The following is an 18337-nucleotide window of genomic DNA, read 5'->3' as shown; positions in this document are numbered from 1 at the left end:
GGGTTACAAAAATAGTTTGGGGGATTCTCGATGAAGTGGGTGTTGCGGGTCATTTTGGCTGTCGTGATTTTCGTGGGCGTGGCTGTTGGAGGGATTGCGTTAATTCCAACGGACACCATTGCCAGATTGGCGACAGAGCGGCTATCGGCCAGCCTCGCGCGTGATGTGACCCTGACGGGCGCAGTGCGGCCAAGTTTTTACCCCATGATCGGGATCAGCGCCGAAGGTTTTGAAATTTCCAACCCTGACTGGGCTGCGGATCAAGGCCCGATGCTGCGGGCTGAGGCGTTGCATATCGGGGTCGAAGTCATGCCCCTTTTTTCTGGCGAGGTGCGGATTGCGCGCGCGGAACTGATAAAGCCTGACATCATTTTGCTGCGAAACGCGGATGGACAGGCCAATTGGGAATTTTCAACCACCGCCACCACAGCCGAGACAGGCACAAGCGGTGACCTGCCGCAAATCAGCCTCAGCCTTGCACAGATCAGCGATGGCGCCCTGCGCTATACTGATGCCACAACAGCGCAAAGCTATGCAGCCGAAGCGGTCAATCTTCGCCTTGAAGCGCCCGATCTGAACGGCAGTCTGACAGGCAGCTTTAACGCCGCAATCAATGGCGCGCGCTTGAGGGGCGATGTGACCCTCACCACCCTTGCTGATGCGCTTGCGGGGCGTGAGGCGCGCATTGATATGTCCCTGTCTTGGACAGGCGGCAGCCTTGGCTATCGCGGCGCGCTTATGCTTGCCCCGTTCAGCCTTGCGGGCGAGGTGAATGCCGATATCACCGACTTGACCCCGATCACGACTGCGGCGGGTGTCGCAGCGGTGACTTTGCCCGCGGGATTGGGTCGTGATCGTATCGCGCTGAACGGCCCCATTGCGATCACGCCCGAGGGCGTTGCGCAGATCATGGATGCAACCCTTGCGCTAGATGACACGGCCATAACCCTATCTGCAGATCTCAGCACAGGCGGTGAGCGCCCTAAGATCACGGGCCGCATCGCGGGCGGGCGCGTTGACCTAAGCGCCCTGACAGAAGGCAGCGCAACCGAGGGCAGCAGCGCAGGCGGCGGATGGCCGCGTGACGAAATCGACCTCACGGGCCTGTTCGCGGTAGATGCCAATCTTGATCTGGCCCTTGCCGAATTGGATTTGGGTATGATGCGGCTGTCAGATATTGCGCTACAAACCACGCTTGATGCGGGCCGTCTGCAGCTCGATTTGGCGCGCGCCGTGGCTTATGGCGGCACGATTGCAGGGCAAACTGTGATAAATGGCCGTGGCAATGGATCCGTGGCCAGCAACATGGCGATCCGTGCGGTGCAATTGCAACCCTTGTTGCAAGATTTTGCAGATTATGACCGCCTTTCAGGCACGGGAAACGTCACCTTTAACATTTTAGCGGGCAGGCGGTCTGTAGCGGCATGGATGAACAGCCTTGAGGGCAGTGCCGCGCTTGACTTTGGTCAGGGGGCGATTGAGGGGCTTGATCTTGCGGGGATGATCCGCAATCTCGACAGCTCCTATCGGGGCGAAGGCGCGCGCACAGTCTATGACAGCATCACCGCGACCCTTGCGATCACGGGCGGTGTGGCGCGCAATGACGACCTCACCCTAACCGCTGGATGGGGCGGTGTCACAGGGACGGGCGAGATCAATATTGGGGGCCAGTCAGTGGAATATCGCGTGATCCCCGCTGTGCAAACATCCTCCGATGGGTCGAATATTGCCGTGCCCGTCATCGTGCGCGGCCCTTGGGCTGATCTCAGTTTTGCACCTGATCTAGAATATTTGGCCAATCAGCGGCTAGAACTGGAACGCGCAGAACTTGAAGCTGCGGCCCAAGCCCGCATTGACGAAGAGCGTGCTAGGCTGGAACAAGAGGCGCGCGATCGGCTTTACCTGCCCGCCGAGGGCGATGCGCGCGATGCCATCGAAAATCAACTGCGCAATGAGGTCGAAGGTGCCTTGCGCGGCCTGTTCGGGGGGAATTGATCTATGCGCCGCCTTATGATCACAGCCCTTTGCGTGATGCTTGTGGCCTGCATTGGCACACCCGAACCTGATCTTTACCCAGGCGAAACAGCAGAAATTCGGGCCCTCGTGAATAAAATGGCGCGCCAATATGATGTGCCCGCCCCCCTGATCCACCGCGTGATCCAACGTGAAAGCGACTATCGCGCCCATGCCCGCAACGGCCCCTATTACGGGATGATGCAAATCATGCCCGCCACAGCCCGCAATATGGGGTTTACGGGTGAAGATGCCGATTTACTGGATGCAGAAACCAATCTCACCTATGCGGTCAAATATCTGCGCGGCGCATGGCTGCTGTCAGATGGATCTTATGACACGGCCGTCATGCATTACGCGCGTGGCTATTACTATGTAGCACGGGACAGATGCATGTTGGTCGAGACAGGCCTGAGGGAACGCGAGGTCAGGCGCGACTGTCGGGGGTGAGGCGATTTTTGCCGCATATCACCGCTGTCTCAATGCATGCTCGGCAAAACCAGATCGGGGGGGCGGTGGCCATCTGCAAAGGTCTTGATGTTGATCAACACCTTTTCGCCCATCTCAATCCGCCCTTCAAGCGTGGCTGACCCCATATGCGGGAGGAGGATCACATTATCCAATTCCCGCAATCGGGGGTTCACATCATGGCCACGCTCAAACACATCCAAGCCCGCACCCGCGATCTCGCCCGCGCGCAACATGCGGGTGAGTGCGTTTTCATCAATCACCTCTCCCCGCGATGTATTCACAATCACCGCTGATGGCTTCATCAACTTCAACCTGCGTGCATTGATCAAATGAAAGGTCGAAGGGGTGTGCGGGCAATTCACTGAAATCACATCCATCCGCGCCAACATTTGATCCAAGCTTTCCCAATAAGTCGCGCCGAGCGCTGTCTCTATATCAGCGTGAACCCTGCGGCGGTTGTGGTAATGAACCTGCATGCCAAAAGCAGCCGCGCGGCGGGCCACGGCCTGACCGATGCGACCCATTCCCAGAATACCCAAACGCTTACCCGCGATACGCCCCCCCATAAAGGCGGTTGGCGCCCATCCCTGCCATGTGCCCGTTTGCATGACAGCCTGCCCTTCTGGCACGCGGCGCAGAACACCCAAGATCATCGCCATGGTCATATCGGCGGTATCATCCGTCATGACACCGGGTGTATTGGTGACCAAGACCCCGCGTTGGCGTGCAGTGGCAACGTCAATATGATCGACCCCTGCACCATAATTGGCAATCAGCTTGAGCCGTTCGCCCGCTTGCCCCAACATGCCTGCATCAATCTGATCCGTCACACATGGCACCAGAACATCCGCTGATTTCATCGCTGCGACCAGATCATCGCGGCTCATTTTGCGGTCTTCGTCATTGAGCTGAACATCAAACAATTCGCTCATGCGGGTTTCCACCGCTTCGGGCAAATGGCGGGTAACGACAACTTTTAACCTTGGTGCGGGCATGGGCTTCTCCTGAGGCGGATGGCATGTCTGACGCTTTTACCCTTCCCCATTCTGCGCGCGGGTGCAAGCGTTCGCGGGGCCTTGGCCGCGACAGGCGCCTCGTAATGTCATCTTCCCCCGCGATGGCTTTCTCGCTATGGTGTGAAAAAGATCAAAATAACCCAGCCCAAAGCGGCGGGACGAGGCCTATTGAGGATAGTCATGCCACAGTCAGATTGGCGCATAACCCTAGCGATTGGTGCGGTTTGTCTTGTGTTTGCGGCCACCGCAGGGGCGCAAAGCACGGATGGCGCGGTGCCGTTGCCACGCCCTGACAATCTTGTGCCAGTCGAGACACCCGAACTTGAGACCGCCACCCCCACCCCAACGCCCAGTTTTGACGCCCCGACCACTGGGCCAGAAACAGGCTTTCCGCTGCCGCGCTATGTTTCGATGGATGCGACACGCGGCTATGCACGGCGCGGCCCCTCGCGCAACCACCGCATTGATTGGGTCTTTCAAGAACGCAATATGCCGCTGATGGTTGTGGCCGAGCATGGGCATTGGCGGCGGGTCGTGGATCATGACGGCGTGGGCGGATGGATGCATTACGCCCTTTTGTCAGGGCGACGCACAGCGCAAATTGATATTGACCTTGCCGATTTGCACCAACGCCCTGATCCAGATGCCACTGTCATTGCCCAAGCCCAACGCGGCGTGGTCGGACGGGTAAGCGAATGCGAACGCGACTGGTGTCGCTTTGCCGTTGATGGGTTTACAGGATGGGTTGAGAAATCCGCCCTTTGGGGCGTGATGGAGGACGAGATTTTCGACTAGTCCCCTGCGCAAACGGGGCAAGCCGCATTGCGCTTTAGCTTGACGATCCGCGTCTCAGGCCCAAGCCCATCATATAGCAGCATACGTCCCAATAGCCCCTGACCCGCACCTGTAATCTGCTTGATGGCCTCAAGTGCCATCATGGTGCCCACCACCCCTGGAAGCGCGCCGATGACACCCGTCTCGGCACAGGTGGCAGCCATCCCTGCCTGTGGTGGATTGGGAAAGACACAGGCCATGCATGCCCCGCCAGCACTTGGATCGTAGAGGGTAATCTGCCCCTCCCATGCTGAAATTGCACCTGCCAAAAGCGGACGCTTGGCAGACACCGCAGCGCGGTTGATCATTGCCCGCGTTTCGAATTGATCCGTGCCATCAATGATTAGATCATAGTCCGCGAATAGCTCTGCCGCGATCGTCTCGTCCAAAGCACGATTGTAAGGGCGGATATCAAGATGCGGATTTATCGCCTTCATCGCACCTTCTGCTGAAAACACTTTGGGCGTATCTTGATCGGCATCGCGGTGAATGATTTGGCGTTGCAGGTTCGAAAGGCTGACATGATCCGCGTCAATCACCCCAATGCGCCCGACCCCCGCAGCTGCGAGATACAGCAAAACAGGCGAGCCCAAACCACCTGCCCCCACCACCAAAACCTTGGCTGATTTCAGCGCCTTTTGCCCCTGCCCACCAATGTCAGGCAGGGTGATGTGGCGAGCATAGCGCTCTAATTCCTCTGGCGTGAAGGTGCCGCTTTGGCGCGGCGCGGGCGTGATCATGGGCTGGGCCACGCGGCGCAAGCGGTTTAGACCCGCACGATAGGCCAGAACCAACAGAACCGCGCCGCCTAAAATCAACCATGGCGCGGCAGTTTCGCCTGTCGCGATGCGCAAAGGGTGGCCCTCGGGCAATACGAAATGGCCCAAGACAACCACCCCATAGACAAGGGCGATCATCACAAGACGGGGGTTATAGGCGGTTTTCATCACTGCCCCGAAGCCCCAAAGCGCAGCCATGATTGCAAGAACCGTGACCATCAGACCTGCCCAGTTGAGCCGAAACCACCCGCCCCACGCGCGGTTTCATCCAAACGCGACACAAGCGTAAAACGGACTTGGGTCACTGGCGCGACAACGCCTTGAGAGATCCGATCCCCATGGCCAATAACAAAAGGTGCATCGCCCAAATTAATGAGGATAACCCCCAATGGCCCGCGATAATCGCAGTCAACCGTTCCGGGCGCATTGGCAAGCGTCACCCCATGTTTCAGGGCAAGGCCAGATCGCGGCCGAATTTGCAGCTCATACCCGCGAGGCACAGCCACACGAAACCCTGTTTGGATCAAGGCGCGTGTCTGCGGGGCAAGCGTCAGCCCGGCCTCGCGGGCGTCAGCCGTGAACTGTGCGCGCAGATCAAAACCCGCCGCCCCATCGGTTTCATATTGCGGCAGGGGCAGGTCAGGATCGGCCCAGTCTTCGCGTAAGAACTTTACCTCTACTTGCGCCATTATGCCTGCCCCAAAGCCTCGGCCACGCGCAGGGCAAGCCGTGCTGCAGTCTCAGATTTGCTCAAGCGTGGCCATGGATCAGCGCCTGTGCGCGTGATCAGCGTGACCGCATTATATGCACCCCCCATGATCCCCGTTTCAGGGGACACATCATTGGCCACAATCCAATCACATCCTTTGCGCGCCAATTTCGCTTGCGCATGATCAACCAGATTTTCGGTTTCGGCGGCAAAGCCCACAACCAAGGCCGGGCGGCCTTTTTTCATCTCCGCCACAGATGCCAAAATATCTGGGTTTTCCGTAAAGCTGAGACGGGGCAGCGCGCCATCGCCCGATTTCTTGATCTTTTGGTTTGCGGCATTATCCACGCGCCAATCTGCAACGGCAGCGGCAAATATAGCGGCATCTGCAGGTAGGGCCTCTGTCACGGCCTTTGCCATCTGCGCGGCAGTCTCGACCTTGATCACATCCACACCATACGGCGGTGGCACAGATGCAGGGCCTGTGACGAAACTGACCCGCGCGCCCAAATCGCGACAGGCCGCAGCAAGCGCCGCCCCCTGCGCCCCTGACGAGCGGTTGGCGATATAGCGCACGGGATCTATGGGTTCATGTGTTGGGCCAGAAGTAATCAGAACATGTCGCCCCGCAAGCGGGCCTTCAGCAAATTGCGCGGCAATAGCGCTGACAATCTCATCGGGTTCAGCCATGCGGCCTAGGCCAAATTCACCACAGGCCATGCTGCCCTCATTGGGGCCAACAGAACGAATCCCATCCCCCAAAAGCTGCGCCAAATTGCGCTGGGTGGCGGGATGTTCCCACATCCGCACATTCATTGCAGGGGCGATCAGCACGGGCTTGTCAGTTGCCATCAGCAGGGTCGAGGCCAGATCATCCGCATGACCGCCCGCCATTTTGGCCATCAAATTCGCCGTTGCTGGGGCCACCACCACTAGATCTGAGGCGCGAGATAATTCGATATGGCCCATTTCGGCCTCATCGGTCAGATCAAAGAGATGCGTGTATGGCTTTTGGCCCGCGAGGGCTGCGACCGAGAGTAGCGTCACAAATTCTTGTGCGGCCTGTGTGAGAACAGGGGTAACAGCGGCCCCTTGGTCGCGCAAACGGCGGATCAGCTCAAGGCATTTATAGGCCGCGATCCCGCCCCCTATGATCAACAATATACGTTTCCCCGAAATCATGATGATCTCACCTTTTCGCCTGTTCTGTTGCGAAACCTATGTGGCGCGGCGGCGTGGGGCAATGGGAAATGCCCCTCACGCGGCCCCTTTGCGGCGCAGCGCGCCCAGAATTTCTCCGAATGAAAAGGCGCCAAACAGGCGACCAAAAAGGGCATAGGCCCCCGCGCCAACTGCAATCAGCCCCGCAAGCGCGAGATAGCGCACGCCTCCCCCCTCAAGAACGGGGGCAAGGATCAATCCCGCACCATAGAGCACCGCCCCCATCGCGATGGCCGCCCCCGCAATGCGTGGAATGCGCGCGAGATACCGCGCATCATAGGCAGCGACATCACCATAGGTCTTTGCACCACGGCGCAGCTGATAGGCCATGACCCATGCGGAAATGGTGGTGGCCAATGCGGCGGCAACATAGCCGATAAAAAAGGCAAGCCCGATGGCGAGAGCGGCATTTATGACCATTGCCACTAAAGCATAGTGAAATGGGCGCTTGGTATCCTCGCGCGCGTAAAACACGGGCTGCCAGATTTTCTGAAGAACAAAGGCAGGCAACCCTGCCCCATAAATCGCCACCGCCCAAGCCGTGGCAATCGTGTCTTGGCCCTCAAAGGCCCCACGCTCAAACAAGACCGAGACCAAAGGCACTGGGATAACCATCAACGCAACCGCGGCAGGAATGGTCAGGGTCATCCCAATCTCAGCCGCACGCGATAAAGCCTGCCGCCCCCCTGCATCATCGCCTGCCCGCAAGCGGCGCGAGAGATCTGGCAACAACACAATCCCGATTGCGATCCCAACCACACCGAGCGGCAATTGATATAGCCTGTCGGCATAAGACAACCATGCAATCGCCCCATCAAAGAAGCTTGCAACCTGACGCCCCACCAAAAGATTGACCTGCACCACCCCGCCTGCAAGCATGGCAGGCCCTGCCACAACGGCCAGTCGGCGCAGATCAGGCGTGAATTTCGGCCAAGTTGGGCGGATGACCAACCCTGCGCGTGCAGCTGCCCCCCACACCAAAACCAGTTGCGCCACGCCCGCCACGGGCACCCCCCAAGACAGGGCCAGCCCGATCATGCGCGCGGCTTCGGGGCTGTCCGTAGCGCTCTGCGCGCCAAAGATCAGCGCCGAGACGAGGATCACATTCAACAGCACAGGCGCCGCAGCAGCAGCCGCAAAGCGACCCGCAGCATTCAACATGCCCGAAATCAACGCCGCCAGTGAGATCAGCAAAATATAGGCGAAACAGATACGGCCAAATTCCACCGCGATCCCAAAGCGGGGATCATCGGCAAAGCCCGATGCCATCGCCAAAACCAACCAAGGCATGGCAATCTGCGCAAGCAGGGTGAAGCCAATCAGAAACACAGCAAGCATGGATAATGCATTGCGCGCAAATGGCATCGCATCGCTGCCGCCTTCGAGTTTTTTGGAAAAAATCGGCACAAATGCCGTGTTCATTGCACCCTCAGCAAAAAAGCGGCGGAACATATTTGGTAAAGAAAACGCCACCAAAAACGCCTCGGCCACGCCGCCCGCACCAAGATAGCGGGCAATCAGAATATCGCGCAGAAATCCCAAGACGCGGCTGACCAATGTCCAACCACCGACAGTGAGAAAGCCAAAGCCCAATCTAATTTGCGGGGCCGCCACAGCAGCTAGACCCCTGCCCGCTCGGCCACGCGCGCGATGGCATCGCGCAACTTGCGCTCCAAAACATCTTGGCGGGATTTGGAGTGGAGTTTGAGACCGAACATATCTTTCACGTAAAACACATCTACCACCTGAACACCGAAGGTCGCGATCATCGCACTGGCGATGTAAATATTATTCGCGGCTAAGGTCTTGGTCAGATCATATAGCAGACCAGGGCGGTCGCGTGTATCCACTTCGATGATCGTGTAGATTTCCGACCCGTCATTATCGAAGGTGATATTGGTCGCCACGTTAAACGTGCGCTCGCGCTTTTTGATCTTGTCGCGCCCCTCAAACGCTTTTGAGGCTACAACCTCGCCCTTTAGGGTTTTGTCGATCATCGAAGTCAGACGCGGCAGGCGGGCATCCTCATAGGGGTTGCCATCAGCATCTTGAACCCAGAACACGGCAGTCGCATAGCCATCTTTCGAGGTATAGGTGCGGGCATCGACCACATTCGCGCCCACCAGTGACAGGGCGCCAGAAAGGCGGCTAAAGATGCCTGGGTGATCCACAAGCGCAAAGCAGACGCGGGTCGCATCGCGGTCAGTATCACGCTGTGTGTCAATCCGGATTTCATCATCCCGAAGGCCAAGCAGCATATTGGCAAAGATAATCTGGCTGGCCAGATCAAGCCCTTGCCAATAGGGGCCATAATGGCGGTCTATTTCAGTTTTAAGATCCGCCTTAGGCCAAGTTGCCAAGGCATCGCGCAGGGCCTTTTTGCCCTCGCTTTCCAACTTGTCGCGGTTAAGATCCTCAAGACCCGTTTCCAAGGCTTCAGCCGTGGCGCGATAGAGGCCGCGCAACAGCGTGGCTTTCCAGTTGTTCCATGTGTCAGGCCCAACCCCGCGAATATCGCAAACTGTCAAAACAGTCAGCAAATCCAGACGCTGCCGCGTTTTTACCAGTTTGGCGAAGTCCCGCACTGTGCGGGGATCTGCAATGTCGCGTTTTTGGGCCATGTCGGACATCAACAGGTGGTAGCGCACAAGCCATTCGACTGTTTCAGTCTCATCGGGTTTGAGGCCCAAGCGAGGGCAGAGTGCACGCGCAATCCGCGCGCCCAAAATCGAATGATCTTCTTTCCGACCTTTGCCAATGTCATGCAGCAAACAGGCCACATAAAGCACTTTGCGGTTTACCCCACGCTTCAAAATACCAGATGCAATCGGCAATTCCTCGACCAATTCGCCCCGTTCGATCTGCGCAAGGGTAGAGACAACTTGGATCGTATGCTCGTCCACAGTGTAGCTGTGATACATATTGAATTGCATCATCGCCACGATAGCCGCGAAATCAGGGATGAATGCGCCCAAGAACCCCAATTCATTCATCCGCCGCAAGGCACGTTCGGGATTGCCTTGTTTCAAAAGCAAATCAAGGAAAATGCGGTTCGCCTCTTTGTCGCGGCGCATTGCTGTGTCAATGAGGAGCAAATTGGCCGAGATCATCCGCATTGCATCGGGGTGCAGAAGATAGCCTGTGCGCAACGCTTCCTCAAAAATGCGTAATAGATTGATCTTATCGGCCAAAAACGCCTTTTCATTTTCGACAGTCAGACGATTTTGTTTCAGCGCATAGCCGTCTTTGAGTTTCTTTTTGCGGCTGCGCCCGCGCAAAAAGCCTAAGATCATCGGTTCGCTTTTGGCGTGACTGGCCTCAAGCGCAGTCAAAAAGATGCGGGTCAATTCGCCCACGCGGGTGGCATGGCGGAAATAATCCTGCATGAAATGCTCAACCGCACGGCGGCCTGAGTGATCGGCATATTGCATGCGTTCCGCGACCTGCACTTGCAAATCGAAACTCAAACCATCCTGCGCGCGGCCTGCAATTGCGTGCAAATGACAGCGCACCGACCACAAGAACCGTTCGGCCGCATCAAACGCGTCAAATTCTTCGCGGCTGAACACCTTGAGGGCGACCAGATCTTCGGCCCGCGCCACGCCATGCTGATATTTCGCAATCCAATAGAGCGTCTGCAAATCGCGCAGACCGCCCTTCCCCTCTTTTACATTCGGCTCCAACATATAGCGTTGGCCACCTTGCTTTCTGTGGCGGCTGACCCGTTCCTCAAGCTTGGCTTCGATGAATTCGGAAAGGCTGCCCTCAAACAAATCTTTGCGCAGTGCCGTCTTGAGCTTGGCCGATAATTCGGCATTGCCCGTCAAGTGGCGCATTTCCAACAAGGCCGTGCGGATTGTAAAATCCTCGCGCCCCAGACGCAGACAATCTTTGATGTTGCGGGTAGCGTGGCCCACTTTCAGCTTGAGATCCCAAAGCATGTAGAGACTAGATTCAATCACGCTTTCGACCCAACCTGTGCTTTTCCATGGAGTCAAAAACAGAAGATCAACATCCGAGAACGGGGCCATCTCGCCACGCCCATAGCCGCCAACCGCCAAGATCGCCATCCTCTCCCCCTCGGTCGGGGTGGGATTGGGGTGTAAGCGTGTAGATGAGACACGCAACACCTGCTGCACCAACCCATCGGTCAGATGGACATAGGCGCGCGTCACACGGCGTGCGGTTAGGGGATTTTCCGCAAAGGCCGCATCAATGGCAGATCGACCCTTTGCTTGGGCATCTTGCAAGACCGCCACGACCGCAGCGCGAATTTTGGCAGGATCGCTGAGATCAGATATCGCGCCATCAATTGCGGCAGTAACGGCCTCTGCGTCAAAAATATCTTCCGTAGGACAAATCAATTGCCCCGCAGCAGATGGGATGACCGAAAGGCGTGGGTTCTGTTCAGAATCCAGCGCCGAGGGTTCTTGGGGCGGGGTCAACAAGGATGATCTGCCTGTCTTGCAAAGTCACTACGGCAAGGCCGCGTTCAATAGAGCCATCGGGTAGCAATCGGAATACGCCGTTCGCGCCCGCAAAGCCAGAGCCTGATGCAAAATCCACACCGCCCAAACGGCCCGTGCGACCCACGGTGTCAATCACAGCGCGCATCCCGTCATAGGCCAAGGGCGCAAGGTTGTGGGGGGCTTGCTGATAGGCCAATTGATAGCGGGTGCGGAACGCACTTTCGGCATTGGGATCGGGCAGGACAAACCACCCGCCCTGCAAGCCACGAATTTCCAAGGTCTGCGCAGGGATATCCCAACGGGTCAGACCAATGATTTTGGTGGCCTCAGTATCAAAGCCATTATCTGGCAAAAGCTGACCGAAAAGCGGCAAAGCCCCTGAGGCGTCCGCGGTCAAAATCATCGCATTTGCGCCAGTTTGTGCGACCATTGCCTCAACCTCAGGCAAGGCAGCAACAACGCCAGTCTGACTGAACTCATAGGCGATTTCACCCACAACAGTGGCACCTGAGGCCGCCGCCGCACGGCGCACCGCATCACGCGCCACTTCACCCGCCAAATTGCGCGCATGCACCACCATGATGCGATCACGGCCATTTGCCGCCGCATAGGACACCATCCGCGCGGCGGCATTGTCGTAAGTCAGGCCAAGCACAAACAGATTGCGCCCTGCAATGCTGGCATTGTTTGAGAAACTAAGAACCGAAACATTGGTATTCGCCACGGCCACACCAACCGCCGCCGCCGCGTCCGAGCGCAATGGCCCAAGGATCACATCCGCCCCTTCCGCCACCGCCTGCTGTGCCACAGCTGCAGCCGTGCCTGCGTCGGCTTGGGTTGGATAAACCACCAATTCGATTTGCGTGCCAACGGCCTCGGCGGCTGCGAGGCGCGCGGCGTTTTCAAGGCTACTGGCCAGAAGGTCGTCCCCTGCATTGGGCGAACCATAGGGCAGCAGCATCGCGACACGCACCGATTGCCCGACCTGTGGCCCCGTACCCATCGTGGCCTGACAGGCCGATAGCACCGCGCCAAACAGCAAAAGCAAACTCAACCGCAAGAACTTGCGAAATCTTGTCAAAGCAGGGATCATAGTGATCTCTCCCAGTGGGGCCAATTTGCACAAACCCTAGCCAGTCCTGTCCGCCAAGTAAACGCTCGCAATGGACAGATTGCGCAGATATGTAAGTGAGCTGATGCGAAACGACACAGAAAACGGGCGCGAGTTTGCCTACACCCCCCGCGACAGCAAACTGGCCGCAGGTTTGTATTTTGTCGCAACCCCGATTGGCAGCGCGCGCGACATCACCTTGCGCGGGTTAGACATCCTTGCCAGCTGCGATGTCATCGCCGCAGAAGACACGCGCACCTTGCGCCATTTGATGGAAATTCATGGGGTGGCGCTGAATGGCCGCGCAGTCTTGCCTTATCACGATCATAACGGCGCAGAGATGCGGCCAAAGATCATGTCCCTTTTGGGCGAAGGAAAGTCCGTGGCCTATGCATCAGAGGCAGGGACGCCGTTGGTGGCCGACCCTGGTTTTGCCTTGGGGCGTGCTGCCATTGCGGATGGGCATATGGTCACCACCGCACCGGGGGCATCCGCCTCATTGGCCGCACTGACCGTGTCGGGCCTGCCCAGTGACCGCTTTCTTTTTGCGGGCTTCCCACCCCCAAAATCGGGGGAACGGCGCAAATTTCTGCAAGATTTGGATCAGACCCAAGCGACACTGATCTTATATGAAAGCCCGAAGCGCATTCATAAATTGTTAAACGATATGGCCGAGATTTGGAGCCAAGATCGCCAGATCACTCTGTGCCGCGAATTGACCAAGAAATTTGAGGAGGTCATTCGCGGATCGCTTGCAGATGTGATTGCGGCAATCGAAGATCGAGCATTGAAAGGTGAGATCGTGCTTGTCATTGACCGCGCGGAAAAGCAGGCCGCTGATGAGGCCACCGTGATTGCGGCGCTTCGGGCGCGACTTAAGACTGCACGGCTGAAGGAGGCTGCGGCACAGGTGGCAACCGAGCTGGGCCTGCCGAAACGCGATGTTTATCAATTGGGTCTGTCCTTGGACGCGGATCCGTGAGCGGGAAAGCCGCCTATCTTGCGGGGCTGTCAGCCGAGGATCAGGTGGCGCGGCTCTATGAAACCCATGGCTATCACTTGCGGGCGCGGCGATGGCGCGGGCGGGGCGGCGAGATAGATCTGATCTTCGAAAAATCAGGCGAAATAGCTTTTGTGGAAGTTAAAAAATCGCGGGATTTTGACACCGCTGTGTCACGTGTGAGTCCCGCAGAAAGGGCGCGCATCCTGCAGACAGGTGATGAGTATTTGGGTCTGTGTCCCATGGGGCTTGCGACACCGTGCCGTTATGATCTCGCAGCCCTCAACCAGATCGGACAGGTTCACATCATCGCGAATGCGTTTCTCGAATAGCCTGCCTCACATGAATTGGGCATTGCGTCCCCCCCTGCCAAAGGCCATGAAAGGGTTGGTATAGTTACGGGGTGAGACATGGGACTCAAAGTCGCAATTCAGATGGATCCAATCGCGCCGATTAACATTGACGCGGATAGCACATTTCGCGTGGGGCTGGAGGCACAGGCGCGGGGGCATGAGCTGTTTTATTACACTCCAGACCGTTTGTTTTTTGACGAGGGTCGTGTCTGCGCGCGCGGGTGGCCGATCACCTTGCGCCGCGAAAAAGGGAACCACTTCACCCTTGGGGCAGAACAGACCATCGACCTAAGCGATTGGGATGTGGTGCTTTTGCGCCAAGACCCGCCTTTTGACATGGGTTACATCACCACCACCCATCTTTTGGAACGGATTCATCCTAAAACCTTGATCGTGAATGACCCGTTTTGGGTGCGCAATTATCCTGAAAAATTGTTGGTTCTGGAATTCCCCGATTTAACCCCACCCACTATGATCGCCCGCGATCTTGGCGCTTTGCGTGAGTTCCGCGCGCGCCATGGGGAAATCATCATCAAACCGCTCTACGGCAATGGTGGCGCGGGCGTGTTTCGTCTTGAGCCAACGGATCGCAACCTCAATTCCTTGCATGAGATGTTCACCTCTAGCAGCCGCGAACCCCTGATTGCGCAAAAATTCTTGCCTGATGTGACGGCGGGGGACAAGCGGATCATCTTGATTGACGGCGAGCCCGTTGGGGCGATCAACCGCGTGCCTGCCGAAGGCGAAACCCGATCAAATATGCATGTTGGCGGACGGGCTGAAAAAATCGGGCTGACCACGCGCGAACATGAGATCTGCGCCAAAATTGGCCCGCTGCTGCGCGAAAAAGGCCAGATTTTTGTGGGGATTGATGTGATCGGCGATTACCTAACCGAGATCAACGTGACCTCACCTACGGGAATTCAAGAATTAGAACGCTTTGACGGGATCAATGTCGCCGAAATCATTTGGCAAGCCATCGAGGCACGGCGTGCGGGCTAATCTTCACGCCCTGTGCTGATGCGATAACTGACCGCTTCTAGGATATACGCCTCTTCGGTTTTGTCGGATGCTGCCAAATCCGCAATGGTGCGCCTCAGCCCGCGCAGCATCATCCTGGGGCAACAGACCATGTCGCGGGAAAACCTCGCTCAAATGCCACGCAATGGACAGGCTATCGCGTAAGATAGTGTCGTCTTACGTGGCCACGGCAGGCACGCTTGACCCACCGCCAAAGGCACGAACCTGTGCAGCAAAGTCGGGGCTGTAGATCACGGCCTCTTCGAGGGTCACGGGAATATCGAAAGCGCAAAGCACAGATAACCCCGAAGTGACCAACTGGAATAGGATCGTTGCCCGATCAAAAGCCTGTATGCCATGTCTCACTCCATTCTGTGCCAAGGACACCACCGCTAGGGGCAATACCCGATTCTCACAACAGACCAGCTGCCTTCTCTCTGGTGAAATTCAGTGACCGAGAGAGGGGGGATGGTATGGGCATAAGCCTGATATGCGCTTAGCCCTGAATGGCGCGCGATTTGCGTTAGGATTGCGCCGAAATGGCATGTGAAGATCACATCTTGATCTGGGTGCTGAGCCAGAACGCAATCAGACGCGCGGCTCACCCGCGCCATGACCATCGCCCAACTTTCCCCGTTGGGCGGGCAGATGTCTTCCCCTCCCTCCCAAAAGGCGCGCGAAAGTTCAGGGGCGGATTGGCTAACCGCATCAAACCCCTGCCCCTCCCATTCGCCAAAATGAAATTCGCGCAGATGAGGCTCATGAGGCAGGCGCAGGCGCGGCGATAGCGCATCTGCAGTGGCCGCAGCACGGATGAGGTCAGAGGAAATCACCACTGCCTCTGCAGGAAGATAGGCATCAAGCCGCGCTATTTGCGCGTGATCGCTGAGATCAGCAGGAACATCACGCCACCCCGTGATCACCTTGGCATGGGTCGGCCCATGGCGCAGCCAAAAGGCACGGCGCATCACCCCTGCCCCCTCGGCAATTGCCCTTTGAGGACGAGAGGCAGGCCTGCGGCCACCATCACCACAAGATCCGCTGTGGCAGCGATGGCTTGGTTCAATTCCCCTTGATCCTGACGAAAGGCCCGCGAGAGGGGATGATCCGGCACAACGCCCATTCCAAGCTCGTTCGAGATAATGACAACAGGGGCTGGGCAATCGGCGATGGCGTGGGCCAGCGCCGCCCATTCAGCCCGCCAGTCCCGTTTAGCCATACCCAAATTGGCCAACCACAGCGTGGCGCAATCAATCAAAACGGCCTCGCTTTTGTGAAGTTGCGTCAGAGCCGCAGGAATATCGGTCGGCACTTCGACTGTGCGCCACTGGGCCGCCGCTCGCGCGGATTTATGCTTGGCGATTTTGGCGTCCATCTCGGCATCATGGGCCTGTGCTGTCGCGAGATAAACGGGCGACAGGCCCGTGTTCAGCACCAAATCCTCGCCAAAGCGCGACTTGCCAGAAGCCGCACCGCCAAAAACCAATGTCAAACCCGCCAAACCCGTCAAAAGAAATTCCTCACCAAAAGTGATCCATTCATCATGCTGCCGCGTAACACCAATAGAACCGCACAAGATGCGGAACAAGACACTGCCAAAAATGATACGCCAACAGGGGGTGCGTTATGGCTTTGGACATGGGTGGAGAAAAAGCGCTTTCGCGCCGTGCGATGAAAGCGGAACTGTTAGACGCAGAGACGGAATTGCGGCTGGCCTATGCTTGGCGCGATCATCGCGATGAGGAAGCCTTGCACCGTCTGGTGACGGCCTATATGCGCCTTGCGATTTCCATGGCCGCGAAATTCAAGCGCTACGGCGCGCCAATGAATGACCTGATCCAAGAGGCCGGTCTGGGTTTGATGAAGGCGGCAGATAAATTTGACCCTGATCGTGGCGTGCGGTTTTCAACCTATGCCGTGTGGTGGATCAAGGCATCTATCCAAGATTACGTGATGCGCAATTGGTCGATGGTGCGCACGGGGTCTACCTCCAGCCAAAAATCACTTTTTTTCAATATGCGCCGCGTGCAGACGCGCATCGAACGCGAGGCAATGGCCGCAGGCCAAAACCTCGACAAGCATCAATTGTTGCAGATGATCGCCACAGAGGTCGGCGTGCCGCTGCATGATGTTGAGATGATGGAAGGTCGCCTTGCAGGATCTGATTATTCTTTGAACGCCACGCAATCCGTTGAGGATGAAGGGCGCGAATGGATCGACACGCTTGAGGATGACAGCGAGCAGGCTGCAGATTTGGTTGAGCACGCCCGCGACCGCGCGCAACTGCGCGAATGGTTGTTGAATGCCTTGTCATCATTGAACGAGCGCGAGCGGTTCATTGTGCGCGAACGCAAATTGCGGGATGAGCCGCGCACATTGGAATCGTTGGGCGAAGAACTGGGCCTGTCCAAGGAACGTGTGCGCCAACTTGAGGCTGCCGCATTTGCCAAGATGCGCAAATCCCTTGAGGCGCAATCGCATGAGGTGACAGCATTTCTCGGGGGTTGATCCTTCACGCGCCGCTTGCGGTGATTTTTGGCTTGGCCATCTTGGCCATGACCACAAACACGCCACAAGCGGTGGTAACAACATCCCCGATTGAGCCAATAATGGTGGCTGCCGCCCGCTAGATTAGCGTTTGCGAAGGCGTTGCAAAAGCAAGGCCCACCCCTCTGGGATCAATACAAACGACAGAGCAAATCCTGTCACAAATCCTGAAAGATCAGAGACCACGCTGCCCCAATCGCCTTGCAAAAAAGCGAATAAGATTTGAATGCCCAAAAGCATTGCAATCAGGGAAAAAGCACGCATCGGATTGTCGCCTGTCCGACCCATATTGGCCCAGAGGATGAAGGTGAAGGCACCGATCAGAGCATAGACACCCGGATACCCGCCGATCAGGGGATAGGTGCTGTTAAACAGGCCCACAAAGGCCAAAGCCCCGATGATGGAACCCGCAAAGAACAGAACCAAGATCGACAGCCCTGAGAAAACCTGTGACACCATTTTGCCAATGGCCAGTATGAACACACTAACGAACACGGCATGAATAAAACCGCCATGGATCAGCGGATAGGTCACAAGACGCATCAGGTCATTTGCGGGATAGCTGTTATTGGCAAACATCCAAGCGGCAATTTCGTGGAACACGCCATAATCCCGCACCGCGGCCATGCGCCACCCAATCCCGCCTGACCCGCCCAAAAGCCCAGCAGTGGCCAGCTGAAACATCACCTCAAGGCCGAAGATCACCACAGCCAAACCAAGAACAACTGGGTGAAGGTCGTTGAACAGGCTATTATTCTCTTGATCCATGGCTGCACCTTCGGTTGACCTTGTTG

At 57.1% G+C, this 18337-nt stretch carries 18 protein-coding genes; 7 read left to right on the top strand and 11 right to left on the bottom strand.

The window, feature by feature from the left end; genetic code table 11:
- Positions 1–30: 30 nt before the first annotated feature.
- Together AAC622_RS00750 and AAC622_RS00745 are read left to right on the top strand one after the other, a co-directional pair.
- Positions 31–1995: an AsmA family protein gene (locus AAC622_RS00750; protein ID WP_340259866.1), complete on the top strand. Its 1965-nt coding sequence runs from the start codon at positions 31–33 to the stop codon at positions 1993–1995.
- 3 nt (positions 1996–1998) lie between these two features.
- Positions 1999–2463, top strand: coding sequence for a lytic transglycosylase domain-containing protein (locus AAC622_RS00745; protein ID WP_340259865.1), 465 nt, complete (start codon positions 1999–2001; stop codon positions 2461–2463).
- A 29-nt stretch (positions 2464–2492) separates the two neighbouring features.
- Here AAC622_RS00745 and AAC622_RS00740 read toward each other — a convergent pair whose 3' ends face one another.
- A complete protein-coding gene (locus AAC622_RS00740) occupies positions 2493–3479 on the bottom strand; it encodes a 2-hydroxyacid dehydrogenase (protein ID WP_317655664.1) in 987 nt (328 codons plus the stop codon).
- A 201-nt stretch (positions 3480–3680) separates the two neighbouring features.
- On the opposite strand from AAC622_RS00740, the gene AAC622_RS00735 reads away from it, so the two are divergent.
- Entirely contained in the window at positions 3681–4295 is a 615-nt protein-coding gene (locus AAC622_RS00735) for an SH3 domain-containing protein (RefSeq protein ID WP_340259864.1), read from the top strand.
- Here the strand turns inward: AAC622_RS00735 and AAC622_RS00730 are convergent.
- From AAC622_RS00730 to AAC622_RS00705, 6 genes are all read right to left on the bottom strand, one after another.
- Positions 4292–5332, bottom strand: a complete 1041-nt coding sequence (locus AAC622_RS00730; RefSeq protein WP_340259863.1) for a HesA/MoeB/ThiF family protein — start codon at positions 5330–5332, stop codon at positions 4292–4294. The two genes, AAC622_RS00735 and AAC622_RS00730, sit on opposite strands and share 4 nt — an antisense overlap.
- Complete coding sequence (gene dut, locus AAC622_RS00725) at positions 5332–5802, bottom strand: dUTP diphosphatase (protein ID WP_340259862.1); 471 nt, start codon at positions 5800–5802, stop codon at positions 5332–5334. Before dut ends, AAC622_RS00730 begins: the two co-directional genes overlap by 1 nt.
- Entirely contained in the window at positions 5802–7004 is a 1203-nt protein-coding gene (coaBC, locus tag AAC622_RS00720; RefSeq protein ID WP_340259861.1) for a bifunctional phosphopantothenoylcysteine decarboxylase/phosphopantothenate--cysteine ligase CoaBC, read from the bottom strand. Before coaBC ends, dut begins: the two co-directional genes overlap by 1 nt.
- Positions 7005–7079: 75 nt before the next feature.
- Positions 7080–8657: a murein biosynthesis integral membrane protein MurJ gene (murJ, locus tag AAC622_RS00715; RefSeq protein ID WP_340259860.1), complete on the bottom strand. Its 1578-nt coding sequence runs from the start codon at positions 8655–8657 to the stop codon at positions 7080–7082.
- Between the two features lie 5 nt (positions 8658–8662).
- Positions 8663–11488 (bottom strand): [protein-PII] uridylyltransferase, encoded by a 2826-nt coding sequence (locus AAC622_RS00710; RefSeq protein ID WP_340261363.1) that lies wholly within the window; start codon positions 11486–11488, stop codon positions 8663–8665.
- Positions 11451–12605, bottom strand: a complete 1155-nt coding sequence (locus AAC622_RS00705; protein ID WP_340259859.1) for an ABC transporter substrate-binding protein — start codon at positions 12603–12605, stop codon at positions 11451–11453. The genes AAC622_RS00710 and AAC622_RS00705 overlap by 38 nt, the downstream gene beginning before the upstream one ends.
- A gap of 103 nt (positions 12606–12708) precedes the next feature.
- Between AAC622_RS00705 and rsmI the strand changes: the two genes are divergently transcribed.
- The 3 genes from rsmI (at position 12709) to gshB (ending at position 14978) form a co-directional block, all read left to right on the top strand.
- Complete coding sequence (gene rsmI, locus AAC622_RS00700) at positions 12709–13605, top strand: 16S rRNA (cytidine(1402)-2'-O)-methyltransferase (RefSeq protein ID WP_340259858.1); 897 nt, start codon at positions 12709–12711, stop codon at positions 13603–13605.
- Positions 13602–13955, top strand: coding sequence for a YraN family protein (locus AAC622_RS00695; protein WP_340259857.1), 354 nt, complete (start codon positions 13602–13604; stop codon positions 13953–13955). The genes rsmI and AAC622_RS00695 overlap by 4 nt, the downstream gene beginning before the upstream one ends.
- A 78-nt stretch (positions 13956–14033) precedes the next feature.
- Complete coding sequence (gshB, locus tag AAC622_RS00690) at positions 14034–14978, top strand: glutathione synthase (RefSeq protein ID WP_340259856.1); 945 nt, start codon at positions 14034–14036, stop codon at positions 14976–14978.
- Between the two features lie 195 nt (positions 14979–15173).
- Here the strand turns inward: gshB and AAC622_RS00685 are convergent, their stop codons facing one another.
- From AAC622_RS00685 to cobU, 3 genes are read right to left on the bottom strand one after another with little or no spacing between them, the layout of a single operon-like run.
- The gene (locus tag AAC622_RS00685) at positions 15174–15362 is read right to left on the bottom strand and encodes a hypothetical protein (RefSeq protein WP_340259855.1); all 189 of its coding nucleotides are present in this window, start codon (positions 15360–15362) and stop codon (positions 15174–15176) included.
- A 26-nt stretch (positions 15363–15388) separates the two neighbouring features.
- Positions 15389–15964 (bottom strand): histidine phosphatase family protein, encoded by a 576-nt coding sequence (locus AAC622_RS00680; RefSeq protein WP_340259854.1) that lies wholly within the window; start codon positions 15962–15964, stop codon positions 15389–15391.
- Positions 15964–16584 carry a bifunctional adenosylcobinamide kinase/adenosylcobinamide-phosphate guanylyltransferase gene (gene cobU, locus AAC622_RS00675; protein WP_340259853.1) on the bottom strand — a complete coding sequence of 207 codons (621 nt, stop codon included), beginning with the start codon at positions 16582–16584 and terminating at the stop codon, positions 15964–15966. The genes AAC622_RS00680 and cobU overlap by 1 nt, the downstream gene beginning before the upstream one ends.
- 38 nt (positions 16585–16622) lie before the next feature.
- Between cobU and AAC622_RS00670 the strand changes: the two genes are divergently transcribed.
- Positions 16623–17504, top strand: coding sequence for an RNA polymerase factor sigma-32 (locus AAC622_RS00670; protein WP_340259852.1), 882 nt, complete (start codon positions 16623–16625; stop codon positions 17502–17504).
- A 123-nt stretch (positions 17505–17627) separates the two neighbouring features.
- Here AAC622_RS00670 and AAC622_RS00665 read toward each other — a convergent pair whose 3' ends face one another.
- Entirely contained in the window at positions 17628–18311 is a 684-nt protein-coding gene (locus tag AAC622_RS00665) for a rhomboid family intramembrane serine protease (RefSeq protein ID WP_340259851.1), read from the bottom strand.
- Positions 18312–18337 lie beyond the last annotated feature (26 nt).

This window comes from Roseobacter sp. HKCCA0882, from assembly GCF_037805225.1.
In the GTDB taxonomy this organism is placed as follows: Bacteria; Pseudomonadota; Alphaproteobacteria; order Rhodobacterales; family Rhodobacteraceae; genus M30B80.
This window is presented reverse-complemented; position numbering and strand designations above follow the sequence as displayed.